Genomic DNA, 19,505 nt, shown 5'->3' on the forward strand with positions numbered 1-19,505 from the left:
TGGTGACTCCGGAACTGTGGTAATAAATTAACACTTTTGTTAACCAAACTCTCCTTTTTGCGAGGGGAGCTCATGTTCGACTTTGCGTACTGCGTGGAAAAGACTGGGAGGATGAGGCGTTGGATACAATAAGCCTAAACCATAAGCAGGAGAATATATCATTTCCCCTAGAAATAGAAAATGCTTCGGCGCCTGCCCGACTGGCAACTCCGAAGCACTCACTTGTCATTCTCGACAGGAGGGAACTTGATCGGCATTGCCTTGCGCAATGCATGACCGCCCACACGGCAGATTTCCAGATTCTGGCATTTGGATCTATTGAGGAGTGGAAGCAGAAGCGCGAAGAATATCCTCCGCTTTCGGCAATTCTCTTGAATATCGGTGGCAAGATGGTCGACGAGCCTGCCGTTTCGGAGCAGATCAAGAGCCTTTCGTCCGAATTCGTCTCGACGCCGGTGATCATCCTGTCAGATAGTGATGATTTCGCCCAGATAGTCAGGGCGATCGACTGCGGAGCCAAAGGTTACATACCAGCCTCCGTCAGCATCAGCGTTTGCATGGAGTTGATCGCACTATCGGTCGCAGGTGGACTTTTTGTGCCTGCAAGCGCTCTGTTCGCCATGCGTCACTTGCTGCAGTCGAGCAGTTCGACTGCCCAGCCGCTGGCTGGGATATTCACAGACCGTCAGGCCGAAGTCGTAGCGGCACTGCGGCGCGGCAAGGCGAACAAGATCATCGCCTATGAGCTCAATCTGCGAGAAAGCACGGTCAAGGTGCATGTCCGCAACATCATGAAAAAGGTCAAGGCAACCAACAGGACGGAAGTCGTGTTCAAGCTCAACGACTTGTTCCAGGATGGTATTTCAGGCATGAGCGCAAAGTCTTTGTGCTGATACCAGCAGGGAATATCTTCGTAACCTGCAAGCCGTTCCTGCCCAACTCACCCGGTGACGCGCATGCGTCACCGGGTTTTGTGTTGCTGGGACCCGTTGATCAGATAGCGATCGATCCCTCAATTGCTATTGTTTCCGGAGTCGCGGAAGAAACTTGCTCGTCCGCCCCGCCTGCTCATCCGGCAGCTCTTCGTCCGATAGAATTCAAGGCGCGCCAGTACTTCGGCCCGATTGCCTGCTTGCAGACCAACTTGACCCAGGGCGCTGAATTTCTGACTTCGGGGCAAACCTCGAGAGCAAATCGTTGAATAGCCACGGCTGTAGCAACATCGAAATTGTTGAATGCCATGCCGGCCAGCCGAAGCGCCTGTTTTCCGAGAGCTCTGGCAAGAAAACGTCTGAGTTTCTCATCCTGCTTGAGGCTATCGGCGCCTTGGCGAAACAGAATATCAAAAGCCTGTTGTCTTTGCCGGAGATCTGGAAGGATCGTTTTGCCATAGTATTGTAGCGACATGTTTGACGCATGTCTGCGGTATACTGCTTGATCGTCGTTGATGTAACCCACCCCGGCATGGGATGCGAGCCGCAGCCACATTTCCATGTCACCGGCATGCGGCAGTTCCTTATTATAGCCGCCGACCTGTTTTTGCAGCGTCGTTCTCACGACGGCGGTCGGTGTCGGAACCAGGTTGTTCGCTCCACTCAACCGCATGAATTGCGGGCCGGAAAAGACCTGCGTCGCAGGCACGCCTTTAGAGCCGAGAGGATCGGCGCGCTTGGTTACGGCGCCGCTCGGCTCGGCAATGAGGGCGTTCCCGAAGGTGAACCCCACATCCGGATGATCGCGCATCAGCTCCGAAGCACGGCCGAGCGCACCCGGCAAGAGATAGTCGTCGGCGGAGAGAAGCAGGAAGAGATCACCGCCGGCCCACTCGATTCCCTCATTGTAGGTGGCGATGTGGCCCTGGTTTGTCGCGTGCCGCCGATAGATAACCCGGCTGTCCCTCGATGCCAGAGCCATTCCGACTTCCGGCGTATTGTCTGGCGAGCAGTCATCCAGAATGAGTACACGCACATCGACGCCCGCTTGTGTAAGAACGCTTTCAACAGATTCCGCTAGGAAATGAGCGTAGTTGTAGCAGGGAATGACGACATCAACGCGTTGCACTCTTGTTCCTCCGCAGTCAATCGTTCGTCCGGGCAATTCATGAGCCAGAACGCAGTTTCATTTTGCTATTACATGTTTTTGCGCACCGATCCGAATGTTGAAGCGCTCGCCCGCACAGCCGATTTCGTGTAAGACCATGCAGCTCTCAACAAGGCGGATCGGGCAAGCAGCCGGGATCCGGCACGCTTCAAACCACTCCGAACGCGCCCCCAACGTGTAAGCGCAAAACGCGTCCGGGACCGAAACGCGTCGTAGAAGACGACGTTAGGGCTCAAACTTCCGGATTTCCAGGGCTTCACATTGGTCACGAAATGAACGATCGCGGCCTTCTGCTCGCGCGCGACGCCGGCGATCGCCTGCCTTGGCTCGAACTGGAAATTCCAGGCGCGGTCCAGTATCTTCCACTTCCCGTCGCAGGCAACGTTAAGAGCGTCCTGATCCGAATATTCCGTCGTTGGAAAGCGGTCGAGGTAGTCCAGCGATCGCTCCGAAATTCGCTCGTTTCGCCATTTTGCAAGGTCGATAAGCAGAATGCCGGCGTTGAAATACCGTTTGACGCGAGCACCGCCTCTTGCGGCTGGTCCGTTGCTCGCAGGATTGTCCAGCCAGTAATCTGGTACCGCGCCGATCACCGCGTCGCCGAGGTCGATATTCCATAATTGTTCAAGCGAAGTCAGCACCAGGATGTCGCCATCCAGATACAAAGCCCGGCTGCAGGTCGGCGGAAGAAACTGCGGCAGCAGGATCCTTGCGAAAGTCATCTTGGAAACGCCGGGGCGCGTGGAAAATCCGCTGGCGAAGGACAATGTGGCGATGGGATGCCACTGAATAACTGCAGAATCTGCAGGTAGAGATTCAAGGATCAGCCGCTTCGTTTCTTCGCCTATTCCCTCATGAATGACATGAATATCCAGGGGCCATGCGCTCTGGTTATTCTCGGCGACCGATCTCAGGGCAGTCGCCAAGGGGACGGCGTAGGCCGCATCGACCGCAAAGACGATGGGGCCCAACCGCTGTTTTGTGCCCGCAGGGGCGGCTCCTGTAGGTATGCTACGCACATTCATGTTTCCGGCACATCCCATCGAAAGAGAGCTTCGCCTTGTAACGATCGACGTTGCCGTTCATGGCCGGATTGCTGCAGCTTCCTGAACAGGAAGGCCGACGGCCGGGGTAGGCAGATGGGCGTAGCCCGTTCGTAGTGCCTGGGCGCCAGCCATGCTCTTGCCTGCGCCTGAAAGCTTCCACTCGAAATACGCGATCGTCTTTTCGAGGCCTTCTCGCAGGTTCACCGTCGGCTGCCAGCCGAGGTCCTGCGTTGCGCGGGAAATGTCGGGCTTGCGCTGCGTCGGATCGTCGATCGGCAACGGATTGTAAACGATGCTTGATTTCGATCCCGTCATTTCGATGACCATTTCGGCCAGCTCCCGGACCTGGAATTCTCCTGGGTTACCGAGATTGATCGGGCCGGTAACGCCGGCCGGCGCACCCATCAGGCGGATGAAGCCCTCGATCAGATCGTCCACATAGCAGAATGAGCGCGTCTGCGTGCCGTTGCCGAAGATGGTGATCGGCTCGTTTCGAAGCGCCTGAACGATGAAATTGGAGACGACGCGGCCGTCATTGGTCTGCATACGCGGCCCGTAGGTATTGAAGATGCGCGCCACCCTGATTTCGACGCCATATTGACGATGATAGTCGAAGAACAGCGTCTCGGCGCACCGCTTGCCTTCGTCATAACATGCCCGCGGGCCGATGGGATTAACGCTGCCTCGATACTCCTCGGGCTGGGGGTGGACGGCCGGATCGCCATAAACTTCGCTCGTCGATGCCTGGAAGATCTTCGCCTTGGTGCGTTTGGCCAGGCCGAGCATGTTGATCGCCCCGTGGACATTGGTCTTCACCGTTTGCACGGGGTCGTGCTGATAGTGGACCGGAGATGCCGGACAGGCGAGGTTGTATATCTCGTCGACCTCCACATAGAGCGGGAAGGTTATGTCATGGCGGAGCACCTCAAAGCGAGGATCGTCAAGAAGATGCAGCACATTTTCGCGCGAACCGGTATAGTAATTGTCCACGCAGAGGACGTCATTGCCCTCTCGCAAAAGCCTTTCGCACAGGAATGATCCCAGAAATCCGGTGCCGCCGGTAACCAAAACTCGCTTGTGTCCGTGCATTGATGTGCTCCATTGTTGATGATTGCGCGCAGGACGAGAAACAGCTCAGCAAGCTCCCTTGCCCTTCAAGACCGCAGGAATTGTGCTGAGAAGAATGTGCCAGTCGAACCACAAGGACCGGTTGTCGATGTAGAATCCGTCGAGTTGCTGCTGCAGCTCAATGTCCGCATCGCTTCGTTCGGATATCTGCCAGAGGCCTGTCAGGCCCGGTATGACCGACCGCCGCTTGTCGCGAAATTCTCCATCCATCGCCGAGAGGTGATACTCCGGAAACGGACGGGGTCCCACGAAGGCCATTTCCCCTGCAATAATATTCACGAGCTGCGGGAGCTCATCGATGCTCGATGCGCGAAGGAGATGCCCGATCACCGGCAAGACGCGCGGATCCTCCCGAAGCTTGAAGTGAGTGGACCATTCGGCTTGTGCGGCTGGATTGTCTCGGAACAACGCTTCGAGGCGTTGTTCCGCATCTCGGTACATCGTCCTGAGCTTCAGGACGTGAACCGGCTTGCCAAACAAACCTTCCCTGGCGTGCCTGAAGAAAACCGGCCCCGGGTCGATGACATAGATCGCCGCAGCAGCAATGAGAATGACGGGCATAAGCACCAGCACCGCGGGGATGGCGATCGCCAGATCGAGGGCTCGACGCACCAGGTTCGAGTTTGCCGCCCCCCCGCTGCTCGCCAAGCGAACACCGATCTCTCCGCCGACCTCCGCCGGTCGCAATCCGGCTACTTTGACGTTTGGCGTGTCGGAGAGGAGGATGACTTCGGCGAACGCCTTGCGCAACGTCGCCAACTCGGCGATGTGCGAGCCCGTATCATCGGCAATCAAGGCAATCGACGGGCCGTTGTCCGGTGATAATTCCGAAATATCGGGTGAGGAGGATTCCGGCCGAATTCCATACTGCCAATGGTCTGTGAAATGCGCGACAAGCGCGGGGATACGATTGCGGCTCCCGATGATCACCGCCCGCTCTCCCCAGAGCCCAAGTCTCCGCGACAGACCACGGGCTACCCCATGCATGGCAGGCTGGACAATCAACCCGAGGCCAAGAAGCCCAAGGATGGGAAGCAGCAGTCGCGTCCCTTCCGGTAGAAGGATTGCTCCCAGCGCCGCAATGACAGCCACCTTGACAGACGCCATCGTGCGGCGGCGCAGATGTTCGTGGTCGTGGATCCGATACCCAGGATAGAGCGCGCTCGATGCATAGAGGATGATGGCCGCCAGCGCTGCGAGTGCGCAAGCACGCTCCAGCAGCATGTTCTCCGAACCGTATGGAAGAAACAGCAGAAGAAGAGAGTAGGCCATGAGATAGCTCGCGATGTCGCCGGCAACCAAGATTGACGACGTAGCAAGCCGAAGTGCCCTGCGTCTGAGTGGACCTGGTATATTCAGCCCTGACCGCTTGCCGACCTGATCGGCCCGCGTGGGGTTTGCGGGCGGGACAGAGTTTGCCGGACCCGTTCGCTTGGCGACATCGTTTGGGGTGATTGCCTTCGGCAGGTCGGATATCGACGCTAATAGGGACATGATGGCTCTACACCTTTACAGCTACTGCTTTTGGCGCGCTCGATCCAAAAACCTCGTCTTCGATTGGAAATTTCCGAAGTCCCAGTCTCTGGAATGCTGTCAGTGAGATGAAGGTCGGCACAACCAGCGCATAACGCCGCCACAGCCGTCGCGGCTCGCATAGAAGGCGGAACACCCATTCGAAGCCGCTTCTTTGAATGATCCTGGGAGCCTGTCGTTTCAGGCCGGCGTGGAAGTCGAAAGCCGCTCCGACCCCGATGAGCATCGATGCATCCAGGCGATCGCGCATGCGAGCCATCCAGAGTTCCTGCTTAGGGCTGCTAAGACCGACCCAAATGACATCCGCGCCGGCCCCATTGATCCGGTCCGCAATATCCGTCTCCTCTTGCAGCGTTAGCCTATGAAACGGGGGGGCGTAGGAGCCGACGATCTGCGCGTTCGGAAACTTCTTGAGAAGACGAGCCCTCAACTGTTTCAGCGTCTCGTCAGTTGCGCCGTAAAGGAAGTGGCGCAGGCCCTTGGAGCTGCCAGCCTCGAAGACAGAAAACATCAGATCAGGTCCATAGACCCTGTCGCTCTCCAAATGGCCGGCACGCTTCAACGCCCATACCAAGGGCATGCCGTCGGGAGTGACCAGGAACGCCCGGTTGTGTATCAAGCGCAGTTCGGGGTCATTTTGACATCTGACGATGCCGTGTGCGTCGCGAACGCACACATATCCCTTCCTCCCGTCTTCGATTGCCTTTTGAATGAGCCCGGTCGCGCTTTCGAGGTTGACTGCCGAAACGCGAACACCAAGGACATTCGTCCATTCTAGCGCGCCCCCTGGATGAAGAACTGAAGTTTGGCTGCCTGCTGGTTGTTTTCTCATGACCCACGCTTTCGCGACCGAAACCGTCAGCAGAATATCCCGGCAAACCGATTGTCTCCATACTTGCCGCTCCAGCTATTGGACGTAGAAAAGGCTTTGCGTTTACGTCTTATGCTGAGACGACGTACAATATTCGAAGTAAGTCCATGTACCCCATGGCTCATCATTTTGGTCCTTATGATGACCGCTGCCCTGAAATCACGTTGCAGCTCCGGCAAAGTTGCAGAAGATATTCTGCTTCGTGCGAGCAAAGCTGGTCAGGTTTTTGTCGTGATTGATGGTTCGACCGGCCGCCCTGACGGCGCCGAAGTCCTTTTCCAATCCGATGCGTGACTAAGAGGCTGACTCAAAAAAGACCTCAGCAATATCTGTATCTTGCGAGCCGTGTGAGCATGCGGATGTGGGCGATTTTGATCCATGCCTCGGCGGAGGCGATCGTTTTCTCCCAATCCTTGGCCAGTCTACGGCAACGACCGAGCCAAGCGAAGGTCCGTTCCACCACCCAGCGGCGCGGCAGGACGGTGAAGCCCTCGGCCTTATCGGAACGCTTGACGATTTCCATCGTCCACTGGCCGATCTTCGCCAGTCTCCCTTTCAGCTTGTCGCCCGCATAGCCGCCGTCGGCGAAGACATGCCGGAACCAGGGCCAGCGGTGGCGGATCGATTTCAGAAGGTCGGATGCCCCGTCGCGATCCTGAATGTCCGCGCCATGCACGATCAGACCGACCATCAGCCCCAGCGTGTCGACAATGATGTGGCGCTTGCGCCCCTTGATCTCAGCGCAAACGCAGTTTGTCGCTACTTGCCGGCGTCATAGCCCGAAATCCCGCCGCTTTCCGTGGTTTTCACGCTCTGGCTGTCGATCACGCCAGCAGACGGCGAGGCTTGCCGACCTTCCAGTTCGCGCATCTCCATCACTAGACGATGGTTGATCCGGCCCCATAAACCCGTTGCCCGCCATTCGTAGAAATAGGCCTGAACTGTCGTAAACGGTGGAAAGTCCTTTGGCAGCATTCGCCACTGACAACCCGTCGAAGCAATGTAAAGCAGCGCATTCACGACCTCGCGCAAATCCGTACTATGTGGCCTGCCCAAACGCCTTGGCTCAGGTAGGCAAGGCGAGATCAATCCCCATTCCCGGTCCGTCAGATCACTTGCATAGCGGCTCGCGCGCCGGGGCATATTGCCGACGGGTGAAATCAGTCCAACCCATGGTGGTCTCCGTTCGTCCTAAGCAAACAAACAGAATCACAAATGACTGATTTCACTCAACTCTTTTTCGGTCAGCCTCTAAGGCGGGAAGGTCGCACAACGATCGCTGCGGAGAGGCGGGGTTACGAGAATACCGCTCCGCTGATGATGAGAAGCCTGCCTCAGGCCACGAGACCTCAAACACTGTAATGCACTCATTTGTGTGGGGGTAGGCGGGGCAGCCCGGCGCGGATCGCCACGCTCATCTCGTCACTGCCCTCGCCTGCGGCGGTTACCACCAGGATGCACGTGATGGAGCGGTGTCAGAAGTTGCTATGGCTCCGCAATTAATCACCGCAGAAGACGTGGCAGTGCCCTTTTGCTACCGAGCCGGCGCGACTATGCTTCCGGTGTCCGCCCCGACCTTCTGAAGATCACTTAGACTGCCAAATTCTCCGAAGCGCATGACCCTGGGGGCTAGCCGGAAGCTTTTATTGGTGAGATTGCCGATGTAGCGGTTACGCGCGAACTGCACATATCCAGGCCCGTGATCAGGAGCGTGGACGTATGCCGCAAGCCCGTTGCTACTGTCGATCGACACGACATTGTTCTCGATACGATTTGGCTGGGCCCATGGTGGGTGCCAGCCTCTGCCGGTTCCGTCATCGACGCGAAAGGCCGCACCCGATCCGCCGGTGATCACGTTTCCCGTCACTAGGTTGCTCCAGCCGCCGTTGATGCCGATCGCCGATACGTTGCCCGAGAGCGAATTTCCTTCGATGCGGATCCCGCTCGCTTTCCCATCCGTGTAGATCGCCCAGCTGATGGGAGTGGGCCATTCGCTGGTATTTTCATATCCGGGAGGCCAGAACGTCCCGTCCGGCCTGTTCATGAGGTAGCCGGTCCCGGTCACGACATTGGAGCGGATGGTGCTGTTCAAGGAGTCGGCTTGCTCGCCCATCATCTTGATGGCGCCGCCATCGGCAGTCTGCTGGTTGGCGTTACGGACCACATTGCGCTCGATGACGGCGTCATAGACCGCGTCATTGGAGCCCCACAGTGAACCGCCGCTGATCCCGAACTGCGCCGTGTTTTCGATGAGGTTGTCGGCGATCCTGACATTGTCGGCAGCCTGGAACCATACCCCGGCTGTCTCGATGTAAATCTTTCCAATGTCATGGATGTGGTTTGAAAGGATTCTGGCACCGTCCGACTTGCCGAAGGTGCCATAATTCGTGCCGACGTAAATCCCGTTGCCAGCCACATTCGCTATCACATTGCCGGCGATCAACGCGTCCTTGCTTTCCGTCACATGGATCCCGACGCCGACATTCTCGATATTGTTGCCGAGGATTTTGACACCATCGGCGTGTTCGATCCGGATGGCGCCGAATCCTCTCGTTTCCGTATAAAATTTGCCGCTGCCTTCAGGTGCCCCATCTCTGATCTCGAGCCCCGATACGACCATCCCACTGGCCCCATCCAACTTCAGGAATGTCGGCAATACGCCAGCAACGACGACGGAATCGGGGAACGACTGATCGATTGGGATATAACGAAGCTGGCCCGCAGCAAGGTCGTGCCACCACTCTCCAGGCGCGTCGAGCAAACCCTTGGCGCCGGTAAGAAAGTAGCGGCTGCCTTCAGCGGTAAAGAAGTAACCTGTGCCTTTGGTATAGATGGTCCGGCCGGCCCCATCGATGGATACGACCGGAAGCGTATCATTGCCCCACTGGCTTCCGGGTTGATAGCCTCCAACGATATTGACGACCAGCCCGCTTGCATCCCCTACATCCGGAACATCGCCGGCGTGGAAACAAAAGCGCGTATTTCCTTCCCGCATATCGATTGCAGGTTCGCACTTGGCGGCGAATAACCACCCCTTGCGTGGGTCGCCATCAGCTGGAGCGTTGGGAAATCGTGCCCGAGTTTGCCGTATCCGATTGACGAAAAGGTCACCGACGCCTTGCTCCGGCGGCAATGTCAGCGGCGCCGTCCAGCTGCCATCGGACTGCCGCGCCCAGTTGCCCACGCGTGGCCCTCCATGCAAAACAGGCACTTCACTGCATCTTGCCGTGAGGATCAAACCGGTATCGCGGGCGTCAAAGGTAATCGGCTGGGTAAGGTAGTAATCGCCTTCACCAAGCGCAATTATATTGGGACCTCCCTTCTCGCGGGCAGCATCGCGGGCTCGTTCGATGCTGGCGAAAGGGCCATCGTCCCCCTGCTGATTTGCGGTCGGAAGCAGGCCGCTCCAACTGTCTTTTCCATCGGGAGAAACGTAGAATATCGTCCGGGCCGCGGTGCTGCTGCTCAACGCGTCGCGTAAAGAAGTCGCCTTCAATTTGGCTGCCGAAGTAGCGGAAGCTTCCGCGCAGGTCGCTTCCCGGACGAGTATCTGCAGGCTCTCGGGCGCATGCCCCTCTGTTCCGGCTGGAGCCGGATTGCCGGGCTGCGCAAAGAGCATGACAGGCAAGATGCTCAAGATCAGTCGAACACGCCGCCTCATGATGTCTGCCACCCCCTCATAAGGCCACGCGGGACGGCTGCCAAGCTGGCGCATGGCTGATCGAAACGACGGGCGCGTACAGCGAAAACATGATGATGGCTGTGGTGAACAGGATGAAGATGGCGTCATTCTGAACGAAAAAAATACTCTCGGTCAGATTCATCACCAGGATCATGATCGTCAGGACATTGAGCCAGAGCCACCCGTACTGCGCATCATGACAATGGAGCATCGCGCCCTGGCGGATTGCATGGGGAAGCATCAGAGCAAACGGGATCATTCCCACGACTCCGAAGCTCAACAAGATATCGCGATATCCATTATGCGCGTGGGGCGCGGCCCATCCGATCTTCGCCCACATGTGCATCGCTTCGGGGTTCGCGGTTGTCCAGAAAGCCTGGTAACCGTACCCAAGCATCCAACTATCGGATATTTCGCGATCAACCAGCTCCCACAACGGCACCCGGCCCGTCAAGGTCGCGTCCTTGCCAAGCGCCTCAAGAGCCGGAACCAGGAATTCGTGAAGCGAAATCAGAATGCCGACAGACAGCTGAAGGAAAAACAGGACGATGACGATACGGCCAATACTGCTGCTTCTTTGCAGGAGGGAATAAAAGCCCATCAGGCAAAACGCGACGGACGTTGCAATGATTGCGGTCATCGATCCGGAGCTCGCAAGGCAGATGATACCCGCGGCCAACAAGACGAACGCGGTTCGCCGCAGGCCGAACGTCCCGTCGATCAGCACGGCGGTCGCCACCAAGATCATCAGCGCCGCGTACCAGCCCAGCACGTTCTTGTGAATGAAGGCGCCCCGCATCGCACCATCCGGCATAGTGGCAAGGGCTGGTAACACCACAGAGATGATCAAACTGAGGACGATACAGGCTCCCAGGGTCACAAATAACAGGAACAGCAGCTGCCTTGGCGTGAAGCGGATCGCCAGGACGTAGGAAAGAAGCACGCAAAACAAGAGACCGATTGCGCGCCTAAGGGTCGTTGAAGGTCCGATCGACCACAACGTCGACAAAAACGGCAAGGCAAGGATCAGGGGAACCATCAGATTTCGCCTGAGCGCCGTTAGAAACTGCGGAAAATTGCGTATCAGGATCACGGCTGTAAATACATATACAGGAATGCAAGGCAGACGCAGTATAGATCTGGCAGATTCGCTGAGCGCTCCGTCCGCATCTGCCAAGATCAGCGGCAGAAGGGCGCCTGCTTGAAAAAAAAGGGATATGCCGGCGCCCCAGCATTCTATGACCCGCCAACTGATGGTTGGCCCGCTGGCAGTTCTGAGGCTATCTACTCTCATTATCCGTCCCGACTGATTTGAACAGACAAGCGGCTGTTGATCGCGACAGATCAAAAACAGGTGTCGCCTTCGTGGCGCGCGCTGCTCTCAAGCAATCATCCGGCCATATCAGCAGTCAACCTGTCCTAGGGAGGGGCGGGCTACGCCTAATGCACCCTCGCTCCACCCAAAGGCGATGTTGCGGTTAAGCTCCGAGCTTGCATCTACCCCAAAGGCGGGTCGTCATGCGCGCATGATTGCCCTTAAGAGCAGATGTTGCGCATGTCCGTTCACCGGTACCGTGGCGATGAATGTCCCGTGAATCGCGGCGGATAGAGCGCGTTCCAAAGGGACTGAGGCAACAATTCTGGCAGAGGCTGTCTCTGCAGTCGAAGCCTGGAAGGTTAGGATTGCTATGTTCCTGCGTCATGATCCTAGTTCTCTATGCAACACGACGGGCGCTCCACTCGTCGTGACGTTGGCAGCGGCGATCTTATCGGCTCTGCGCGAGATGCGGTTCTGCCGACACCCTATTTTGAATATCACCATTACCGATGCTCCAAACCGCAATGGCTGCGGAAAGGCCGGCCTCTCAAGCAACGTTGCGCTGCACAGCGGTGCATCGTGGCAACCCGCCTGAGAGCGCGTCATGGAGCGGCCGGCCCTCAGTGTCCTCATCAATAATTACAACTACGCTCGCTTTGTCGGGCGGGCTATAGACAGCGTGTTGAGCCAAGACGCACGCAATGTCGAGATAATCGTCGTCGATGACGGCTCGACCGACCAGTCGCGGTCTGTTCTGCAGGCGTATGACAGCCGCGTAAAGGTGATCCTTCAGGAGAACGCAGGACAGGCGGCTGCGATCAATACCGCGGTCGGATCAAGCATGGGTGAGATCCTATGCTTTCTGGATGCCGATGACTGGTGGGCACCGGGCAAGTTGTCGGCGACGGCTGCAGCGTTCCGTGCCAATCCTCAAGCATCACTCGTCTATCATCGACTGCAGCCAACGCTTGTCGATGGCACGCCGAAGTCCAAGCCGATCCCTCGAACCCTGTGTTCGGGCTCTTTGTCGTCGCTCCTCGCCAGATCGGCCGGTTGGTGGCCTTTTCCTATGACGTCAGCCGTCGCGGTACGGCGCAGCGCATGGGATGCTGCGGGCAGCATTCCACACGAGTTCCGGATATCGGCCGATGCCTGGCTCGTGGGGATCTACCCGTTTCTGGGGGACGTGATTGCCATGCCGGATTCCCTTGGATTCTACCGCATCCACAATAACAACTGGTATCGCTCGACTGAAGATGCCTCTACGCTAAGGAGGCGGATGACGCATTGGCAGCATACCGTCGAAGCAACGAACCTGTTTCTCTCAGCCCACGAACTACCGGCAAGACTACATCTGAGGGATCACTATCCCTATCGCGTCGCGTCGGCAAAGCTGAAGGGCGCCGATGCGCTCACTCGGTTCAAGCTTGCCATCGAAGGACTCTTCTTTGCCGGCGAGCCGAACCTGCTCAGGCGGACGCGGGACAGCTTGCGCTCGGCGCGCGACCTGTCACGGCTCGGCCTGGACGTCGGCCTGCCGGGGGTCGCGAAATGAAGGCGCTGTTGCTCGTTTCCGAACTGGAAGACTATACCATCTCCTTCGCCAGCGGCGTTGCCCAGCACCTCGATGTCGTGCTTGCCGTGCCTCGCCGGCGCTATGCGCATCTCGCCGCTTCCTTCGACCCGGCCGTCGATCTGCACCTTCTGGACTGGCCGAGACACCGTTCTCTCTCCAATCCGTGGTTTCTATATCAGCTTACCCGTCTGATCCGGCACGAACAGCCGAACCTTATTCATCTCCTCAGCAATTCTACGCTTTGGCTGAACTTCGCCGTGCCGTTCTGGCGCCCGATCCCGCTTGTGACGACGGTCCATGACGTCGAAACCCACCCGGGCGACTCCGACACGCGCACATTGCCAGGTTGGGCGCCCGAACTGATGGTGAAGCAATCCGGACACCTTGTCGTTCATGGCGAAGGACTGAAGCGGATGGTCCTCGACCGATATGCAAAATCGCCGGACTGCGTCCATGTTCTGTCCCATCCCTCCATCCTTCGCTATGCCGAGCTCGCCCGGCGACAGAAGATGGCGCCGCGCGGAGCGGATGGAACGATACGCGTCCTGCTGTTCGGACGGATATTTGCCTATAAGGGTCTGGAGCATCTGGTCCGGGCTGAAGCGATGCTCAAGGACGCGCTTCCCAACCTGCGCGTCACGGTCGCGGGCCGCGGCGACAATCCGGCGATATTCCTACCGCTTATGGGGGATGCCGACCGCTATGATATTCGCAATCGTTTTATCGAGGATGCCGAGGTCGCTCAGCTTTTCCTGGACACCGACATCGTCGTCCTTCCCTATACAGAAGCATCCCAAAGCGGCGTGCTCAACCTGGCCGCCGCATTTGGCAAACCGGTCATTGTTACCGACGTCGGTGAGTTGCGCGATACCGTTGAGCCCAACGGACTGGGGATGGTGGTCCCTCCCGGAGATGCCAAAGAGCTCGCGGCTGCGATCAGGACATTGGCAGACAACGGCGAGCTCAGAAACAGGTTCGGTGCCAATGCGCTCGATTGGGCCAAGGGACCAAATTCGCCTGAACGGGTCGGCGGCCAGGCCGCGGCAGTTTATCGGGAGGTGGTCGGATCATGCTGATGGAAGTCCTCACAGACAGGGGCCGGCCGGCGACACGCAGCGCGGCGAGCGTACGCCACTATCTTCCGGGCGGATGCGAGAACGGCGGCGGCATCGGCAGGCTCGTCGGCTATATAACAGAGACGGCGAAAGAGACCGGCACCAAGCATTTAGTTACCGATACAAGAGGGGCTCAGTGGTCCAAGTTGACGTCACCGGCGCGACTGGTCGGTGCCATCCTGACGATGGCAAAGGACCGAATCGTTGCGCCTGACCGCATTCACCATATCCATATCGCCGGCCGCGGCAGCACTTCTCGCAAGCTGATCCTGACCGAGGCTGCCCGTCTGCTGGGGTGTTGCCACATATTGCACCTTCACGACTACGATTACGCCGGCGACTTCGCCCAACGCTCGCCGGGCCAACAACGGCTCATACGTCGGATGTTTCAGAACGCCGACCGTGTCGTGGCGCTGGGCGAGCGCGATCGAGCGACGCTGACGACCCTTCTGGGTGTTGACGAGCGCCGCGCGGTCGTTGCCCACAATTGCGTCCCCGATCCCGGGGCGCACAATATTCGCGACGGCGAGACACCGTTGATCGTATTCCTCGGCCGGTTGAGCGAACGCAAGGGTGTCACGGAGCTTCTGTCCGCCCTGAGCCACCCGCTTATGAAAGAACTCCGGTGGCGGGCCGTAGTGGCCGGCGATGGTCCTGTCGAGCATTATCGCCGTCTGGCCGACGCCATGGGGCTTTCCGATCGGGTCGAGATGCCCGGCTGGCTTGACGCCGGCGGGGCGCGAGCCTTGTGTGCGCGCGCAGATATTCTGGTCTTGCCGTCGCACGCCGAAGGGCTGGCGATGGCCGTGCTCGAAGGACTGTCCCATGGGCTCGCCGTCGTCACCACGCGGGTTGGGGCGCATGACGAAGTCATTACCGATGGCGAGACCGGGATCTTCGTGCCGGTGGGAGACCAGAACTACCTGGCCGCAGCTTTGGCAAAACTGGTGTCCGACCGGGAATTTTGCGTCCGCCTCGCCGTCCAGGGGCGCGCACATTATCTCAACCACTTCAGCATGTTGGCCTATATGCGGTCTCTCCAAAAACTTTACCGAACCGTGTCCGCGAAACCTCAAGCATGGGTTGACGCACGATGACGATTTCCACTGTCCCGCCGGACCGCAACCTTCCGATCTCGTCGATGCGATATGATCCTCGCGCTCAGGTAGAGACCAAGGCGGACAACCTGGACCTCGCATCCGCCTTTCGCATGCTGCGGCGAAGAATGGTGATGATCATCGCGATAACCTTGCTGTTGATGGTGCCTGCGGCGATCATGATCTCTGGGATGAAGCCTGTCTATCAGGCCTGGGCCAGGTTGATCATCCACCAGCCTCTCGCAAAATCACTTGGTGTGGAGGATAGCAGCAGCGGTGATCTGCTTGACGCCAAATCGGAGACGGAGCGGCTTCTATCCAGAAGTATTGCAGAGCGGGTCGTGCGCGAATTGCGGCTTAACCTTCGGCCGGAATTCAATCCAGCGCTGAGGGAGGTCTCATTCTCTGAGAGCATCCGGGCAAAATTGCGCGGCCTGTTCGATCCGCGAAAACCCGCCGAGCCGGTACGCGACGGCATCGACGCCGTCATCCCGGAATTCTATAGGGCGCTCGGCGTCTGGCACGAAGACAAGAGTGACGTTGTCCAGGTCAGCTTCACGACGAATGACCCTCAACTCGCCGCCGCGGTTCCGAACCGCGCCATCAGCATCTACCTCGATGAGCGGAAGGCCATTGTCCGCAGCCGTCTGGAATCAGCGGAAAAATGGATCTTGCAGCGCATCTCCGAACAAAAGGCTCGGGCGGATATTGCTCGCGAGGCTGCCCGAAACTATCAAGAATCGATGGACGTCGTCTCGAAAGAGGACGCTCAGGATGAGCGGCTGAAATCACTTATAGATCTCACCGGCCGCGAAGGGAAAATTGAGGAAACCCGGGTTGAGGTCAAAGCGGTGATATCGACACTTGAGGCAGCTGATAGCGCTTCGGTCGCTGTGCAGAACATCGCCCTCCCGGACGACATTGCCAGAAAGCAACGTGATCTTCACGCACAGGAAGAAGATCTTGCCCGTCTGCTTGAACTATACGACAGCAATGCCGAGGCCGTCGTGGATTTGCGCGGGAAGATCGAAAACTCCCGCGCCGATCTTAGCCTAGCGACCAAGCAATATCTCCAAACGATGCGCGCCAAGCTCGCCGCACTTGATCATGAGGCTGCCGCAGTCCAATCGATCTTGGATGAAGCCCATGAAAAACGCACACGCGACGCCCTGGTTCAGGCGGAATTGACGCGACTGCAGCGGATCGCCGACAAGGAGCAAACGGCGCTCGACAAGCTTGAGGACCAGCGGCGTGACCTCGCCGACAAGGCCAAGCTCCCCGGGGCGGAATTGGAAGTCTTATCACCGGCTTCAGTGCCGCTCGGACCGCAGGGACGTGGGCGGCTTTTCTATCTGGTGAGCGCCCTTCTTGCTGCAATCTCGGCGGCCGTAACGGCTGCTTTCGTAATGGAAATGTGGGACCGGTCTGTCCGGAGTTTCGACCAAATAGCTGGAATGGCCCGCACGATACCGGCTGGGCTTATCCCACGGCTGGCGCGGAAGGAAAATCCGAAGACGATATTCGGACACGTGCAGGTCCCGATGTTCGACGAAGCAATTCGCACCGTGATCCTGACACTCAAACAGTCCAATGGGGGTAAGCTGCCGAACAGTATCGTCGTTACCTCGGCTCACAGCGGAGAAGGCAAGTCGCTTATCGCGAGATCGCTGGCGATCGAACTCGCCGCAGCAGCAATTCCGGTGCTGCTGGTCGACGGCGACCTTCGACGGGGAGAACTCGAGTCGTTTTTTAAGTCGGGGCTACGGCAGGGATTGAACGAATTCCTGAATGGCCACGCCGATATCCGCGACATCGTCGACCACCACCCAAGCGGTATCGACTTCATTCCATCTGGCAAGTTCAGTCTTCAGCGGCGCGTCCGTTCGAATGGCCTCGCGGAAATCATCGACATGGCCGGCTCCGCCGGTCGGATTGTCATCTTCGATAGCGCACCTGTGCTCGCCTCGACAGACACCGTACTCTTGACTGCGCTCGCGGAAAAAACACTGGCAGTTGTCAGATGGGGAAAGACCAGCCGTCGCGCGGTCGAGTTCGGCCTGCAACAAATGAAAAGCCCGCGAAATTCGGAAATCGTTGTCGCAATCAATAGTGTAGATCCTGAAAAGCACGCGCTGTATAATTTCAGCGACTCAGAGCTATTCTCCAGATCTCTTATGAAATACTACAATTTCAAAGAATGATACGTCGCATCTAATCGTTCATTTTCTATGAACTAAAGGAAACAATAGAGCAACATCTGCTTCTGCATTTGTATTCGAGTTGGAGAGCAATCATGGATACGGGAATGAAAAAGAACCGAAAAGTTGCGCTGATTACGGGCATAACAGGGCAGGACGGTGCGTATTTGGCCGAAATGCTGCTGGACAAGGGCTATATCGTTCACGGCCTCAAACGACGCTCGTCGTCCTTCAACACCAGCCGCATCGAGCATCTGTACGAAGATCCCCATGTCGAGAATCCCCGCTTCATTTTGCACTTCGGGGACATGACAGATTCAACCAATCTCATCCGCGTCATCCAGGAAACGCAGCCGGACGAAATCTATAATCTCGCCGCACAGAGCCACGTCCAAGTTTCGTTCGAGACACCGGAATATACTGCGAACGCCGATGGAACCGGTACCTTGCGGCTGCTTGAAGCAATTCGCCTGCTGGGGCTGACCAAGAAGACGCGCTTCTACCAGGCGTCCACCTCAGAGCTCTACGGCAAGGTCCAGGAAGTTCCGCAGAGCGAAACGACGCCTTTCTACCCTCGATCACCCTACGCCGCGGCAAAGCTCTATGCCTATTGGATTGTGGTCAATTATCGCGAGGCCTATGGCATGCATGCCTCGAACGGGATTTTGTTCAATCACGAAAGCCCGATCCGTGGCGAAACATTCGTGACGCGTAAAATCACCCGGGCGGCGGCGGCGATCCATCTTGGATTGCAGGACAGGCTTTATCTCGGCAATTTGGATGCCAAACGCGACTGGGGACATGCACGAGAATATGTCCGGGGCATGTGGCTGATGCTGCAACAGGACGAACCGGGGGATTATGTTCTGGCGACCGGTGAAACGCACTCGGTTCGTTCCTTTGTGGACAAGGCCTTCGCCAAGGTGGGCATGCCGATTGATTGGCGTGGGAGCGGAGTTGAGGAAAAGGGATACGACAAGACATCCGGTCAGTGTGTGGTAGAGATCGATCCAGCCTACTTCCGCCCGACTGAAGTTGATCTTCTGATTGGAGATCCAACGAAGGCGCACACGAAGCTTGGCTGGAAACATGAGACCAGTCTTGATCAGCTAGTCGCGGAGATGGTTCGCGAGGATCTGAAAGTCATGGCACGAAACGTTCCGTCGGTCGGAGTGACGAAAGGCTTTGCCTATGCCTGAGTGATCGGCAGCCTTACCTGAAGACGGTCCATGTCGCGGCCGCCGCAGTCGGCTGGTCCCCCAAGACAGGTCTGACGGACGTGATCTCCGCGCGTACATAATGGTTTGACGCGGCGATGCGATAATGCGCTGGAGGCTCGGACCACGATCGAAGGGAACGAAATCCAGGCGCTCAGGTTAGGTCCAAAGGAAATGCCGCCTCCAAGCCCTGGCGGTGACCCGAGGAGCACATCGTGAATGTTGTCAGTTTCCCCCGCCTGCCAGAGCGCCGCGATAATCCCGACCAGGCTTTCGTAAGCACCGATGCCAATGCACTGCGGCTCTACCGATTTGCTCTGCAATATGAAATGGACGGCAAGCGGTGGGCGACCGAAATCTGGGCCTACTCATCCCAGGATGCCGAGGACCGCGTCGCCGCGATGCGACGATCGCTGGTGATCTGCGGTCAGCTCTATGCCGAGGTAGACACCGACGCTCCATCGGAAGGCTAAACGTCCGCGACGCGGCGATACCGCTCGAGAAGTTTCCATTCATGCAAGGCCGGCGACTATGCCCGTAACCTAGGTCACTTCAAATCGAAAGGTTACACGGTCGAAGTCGAGAATGAGCGCCGGCTTGGAAAGGTGCTGGAGGGCAATCACC

The 19,505-nt window shown here is 57.7% G+C and carries 14 protein-coding genes and 1 pseudogene; 7 read left to right on the top strand and 8 right to left on the bottom strand.

The window, feature by feature from the left end:
• Nucleotides 1-119 precede the first annotated feature (119 nt).
• Complete coding sequence (locus J2J99_RS32960) at nt 120-893, top strand: response regulator transcription factor (protein WP_168296340.1); 774 nt, start codon at nt 120-122, stop codon at nt 891-893.
• A gap of 175 nt (nt 894-1,068) precedes the next feature.
• Here the strand turns inward: J2J99_RS32960 and J2J99_RS32965 are convergent, their stop codons facing one another.
• The 8 genes and pseudogenes from J2J99_RS32965 to J2J99_RS33000 form a co-directional block, all read right to left on the bottom strand.
• Nucleotides 1,069-2,061 (bottom strand): glycosyltransferase family 2 protein, encoded by a 993-nt coding sequence (locus tag J2J99_RS32965; protein ID WP_168296341.1) that lies wholly within the window; start codon nt 2,059-2,061, stop codon nt 1,069-1,071.
• Nucleotides 2,062-2,129: 68 nt separating this feature from the next.
• The gene (locus tag J2J99_RS32970) at nt 2,130-3,071 is read right to left on the bottom strand and encodes a glycosyltransferase family 8 protein (protein WP_246638513.1); all 942 of its coding nucleotides are present in this window, start codon (nt 3,069-3,071) and stop codon (nt 2,130-2,132) included.
• 111 nt (nt 3,072-3,182) lie between these two features.
• On the bottom strand, nt 3,183-4,235 hold the full coding sequence (locus J2J99_RS32975; RefSeq protein WP_168296343.1) for a UDP-glucuronic acid decarboxylase family protein: 1,053 nt from the start codon (nt 4,233-4,235) through the stop codon (nt 3,183-3,185).
• Between the two features lie 45 nt (nt 4,236-4,280).
• Complete coding sequence (locus tag J2J99_RS32980) at nt 4,281-5,768, bottom strand: sugar transferase (RefSeq protein ID WP_168296344.1); 1,488 nt, start codon at nt 5,766-5,768, stop codon at nt 4,281-4,283.
• A gap of 7 nt (nt 5,769-5,775) precedes the next feature.
• Entirely contained in the window at nt 5,776-6,639 is an 864-nt protein-coding gene (locus J2J99_RS32985; RefSeq protein WP_168296345.1) for a WecB/TagA/CpsF family glycosyltransferase, read from the bottom strand.
• A 358-nt stretch (nt 6,640-6,997) separates the two neighbouring features.
• Nucleotides 6,998-7,852, bottom strand: a pseudogene (locus J2J99_RS32990) (IS5 family transposase).
• A gap of 360 nt (nt 7,853-8,212) precedes the next feature.
• Nucleotides 8,213-10,339, bottom strand: a complete 2,127-nt coding sequence (locus J2J99_RS32995) for a right-handed parallel beta-helix repeat-containing protein (protein WP_168296393.1) — start codon at nt 10,337-10,339, stop codon at nt 8,213-8,215.
• 16 nt (nt 10,340-10,355) lie between these two features.
• Nucleotides 10,356-11,654: an O-antigen ligase family protein gene (locus J2J99_RS33000; RefSeq protein ID WP_168296346.1), complete on the bottom strand. Its 1,299-nt coding sequence runs from the start codon at nt 11,652-11,654 to the stop codon at nt 10,356-10,358.
• 628 nt (nt 11,655-12,282) lie between these two features.
• Between J2J99_RS33000 and J2J99_RS33005 the strand changes: the two genes are divergently transcribed.
• From J2J99_RS33005 to J2J99_RS33030, 6 genes are all read left to right on the top strand, one after another.
• Nucleotides 12,283-13,233, top strand: coding sequence for a glycosyltransferase family 2 protein (locus J2J99_RS33005; RefSeq protein ID WP_168296347.1), 951 nt, complete (start codon nt 12,283-12,285; stop codon nt 13,231-13,233).
• Entirely contained in the window at nt 13,230-14,330 is a 1,101-nt protein-coding gene (locus J2J99_RS33010; protein ID WP_168296348.1) for a glycosyltransferase family 4 protein, read from the top strand. Before J2J99_RS33005 ends, J2J99_RS33010 begins: the two co-directional genes overlap by 4 nt.
• Entirely contained in the window at nt 14,324-15,466 is a 1,143-nt protein-coding gene (locus J2J99_RS33015; RefSeq protein WP_168296349.1) for a glycosyltransferase family 4 protein, read from the top strand. The genes J2J99_RS33010 and J2J99_RS33015 overlap by 7 nt, the downstream gene beginning before the upstream one ends.
• Nucleotides 15,463-17,667, top strand: coding sequence for a GumC family protein (locus J2J99_RS33020; protein WP_168296350.1), 2,205 nt, complete (start codon nt 15,463-15,465; stop codon nt 17,665-17,667). Before J2J99_RS33015 ends, J2J99_RS33020 begins: the two co-directional genes overlap by 4 nt.
• Nucleotides 17,668-17,759: 92 nt before the next feature.
• Complete coding sequence (gmd, locus tag J2J99_RS33025; RefSeq protein WP_168296351.1) at nt 17,760-18,863, top strand: GDP-mannose 4,6-dehydratase; 1,104 nt, start codon at nt 17,760-17,762, stop codon at nt 18,861-18,863.
• 233 nt (nt 18,864-19,096) lie between these two features.
• Entirely contained in the window at nt 19,097-19,354 is a 258-nt protein-coding gene (locus J2J99_RS33030) for a hypothetical protein (RefSeq protein WP_168296352.1), read from the top strand.
• Nucleotides 19,355-19,505: the final 151 nt, after the last annotated feature.

This window comes from Rhizobium binae (assembly GCF_017357225.1).
GTDB classification, from domain to species: domain Bacteria; phylum Pseudomonadota; class Alphaproteobacteria; order Rhizobiales; family Rhizobiaceae; genus Rhizobium; species Rhizobium binae.

Coding starts and splice junctions, on each gene's coding strand:
- gmd (WP_168296351.1), top strand. CDS start 17,760: ATGGATACGGGAATGAAAAAGAACCGAAAAGTTGCGCTGATTACGGGC.
- J2J99_RS33015 (WP_168296349.1), top strand. CDS start 14,324: ATGCTGATGGAAGTCCTCACAGACAGGGGCCGGCCGGCGACACGCAGC.
- J2J99_RS33020 (WP_168296350.1), top strand. CDS start 15,463: ATGACGATTTCCACTGTCCCGCCGGACCGCAACCTTCCGATCTCGTCG.
- J2J99_RS32980 (WP_168296344.1), bottom strand. CDS start 5,768: ATGTCCCTATTAGCGTCGATATCCGACCTGCCGAAGGCAATCACCCCA.
- J2J99_RS32985 (WP_168296345.1), bottom strand. CDS start 6,639: ATGAGAAAACAACCAGCAGGCAGCCAAACTTCAGTTCTTCATCCAGGG.
- J2J99_RS32975 (WP_168296343.1), bottom strand. CDS start 4,235: ATGCACGGACACAAGCGAGTTTTGGTTACCGGCGGCACCGGATTTCTG.
- J2J99_RS33005 (WP_168296347.1), top strand. CDS start 12,283: ATGGAGCGGCCGGCCCTCAGTGTCCTCATCAATAATTACAACTACGCT.
- J2J99_RS33010 (WP_168296348.1), top strand. CDS start 13,230: ATGAAGGCGCTGTTGCTCGTTTCCGAACTGGAAGACTATACCATCTCC.
- J2J99_RS32995 (WP_168296393.1), bottom strand. CDS start 10,339: ATGAGGCGGCGTGTTCGACTGATCTTGAGCATCTTGCCTGTCATGCTC.
- J2J99_RS33000 (WP_168296346.1), bottom strand. CDS start 11,654: ATGAGAGTAGATAGCCTCAGAACTGCCAGCGGGCCAACCATCAGTTGG.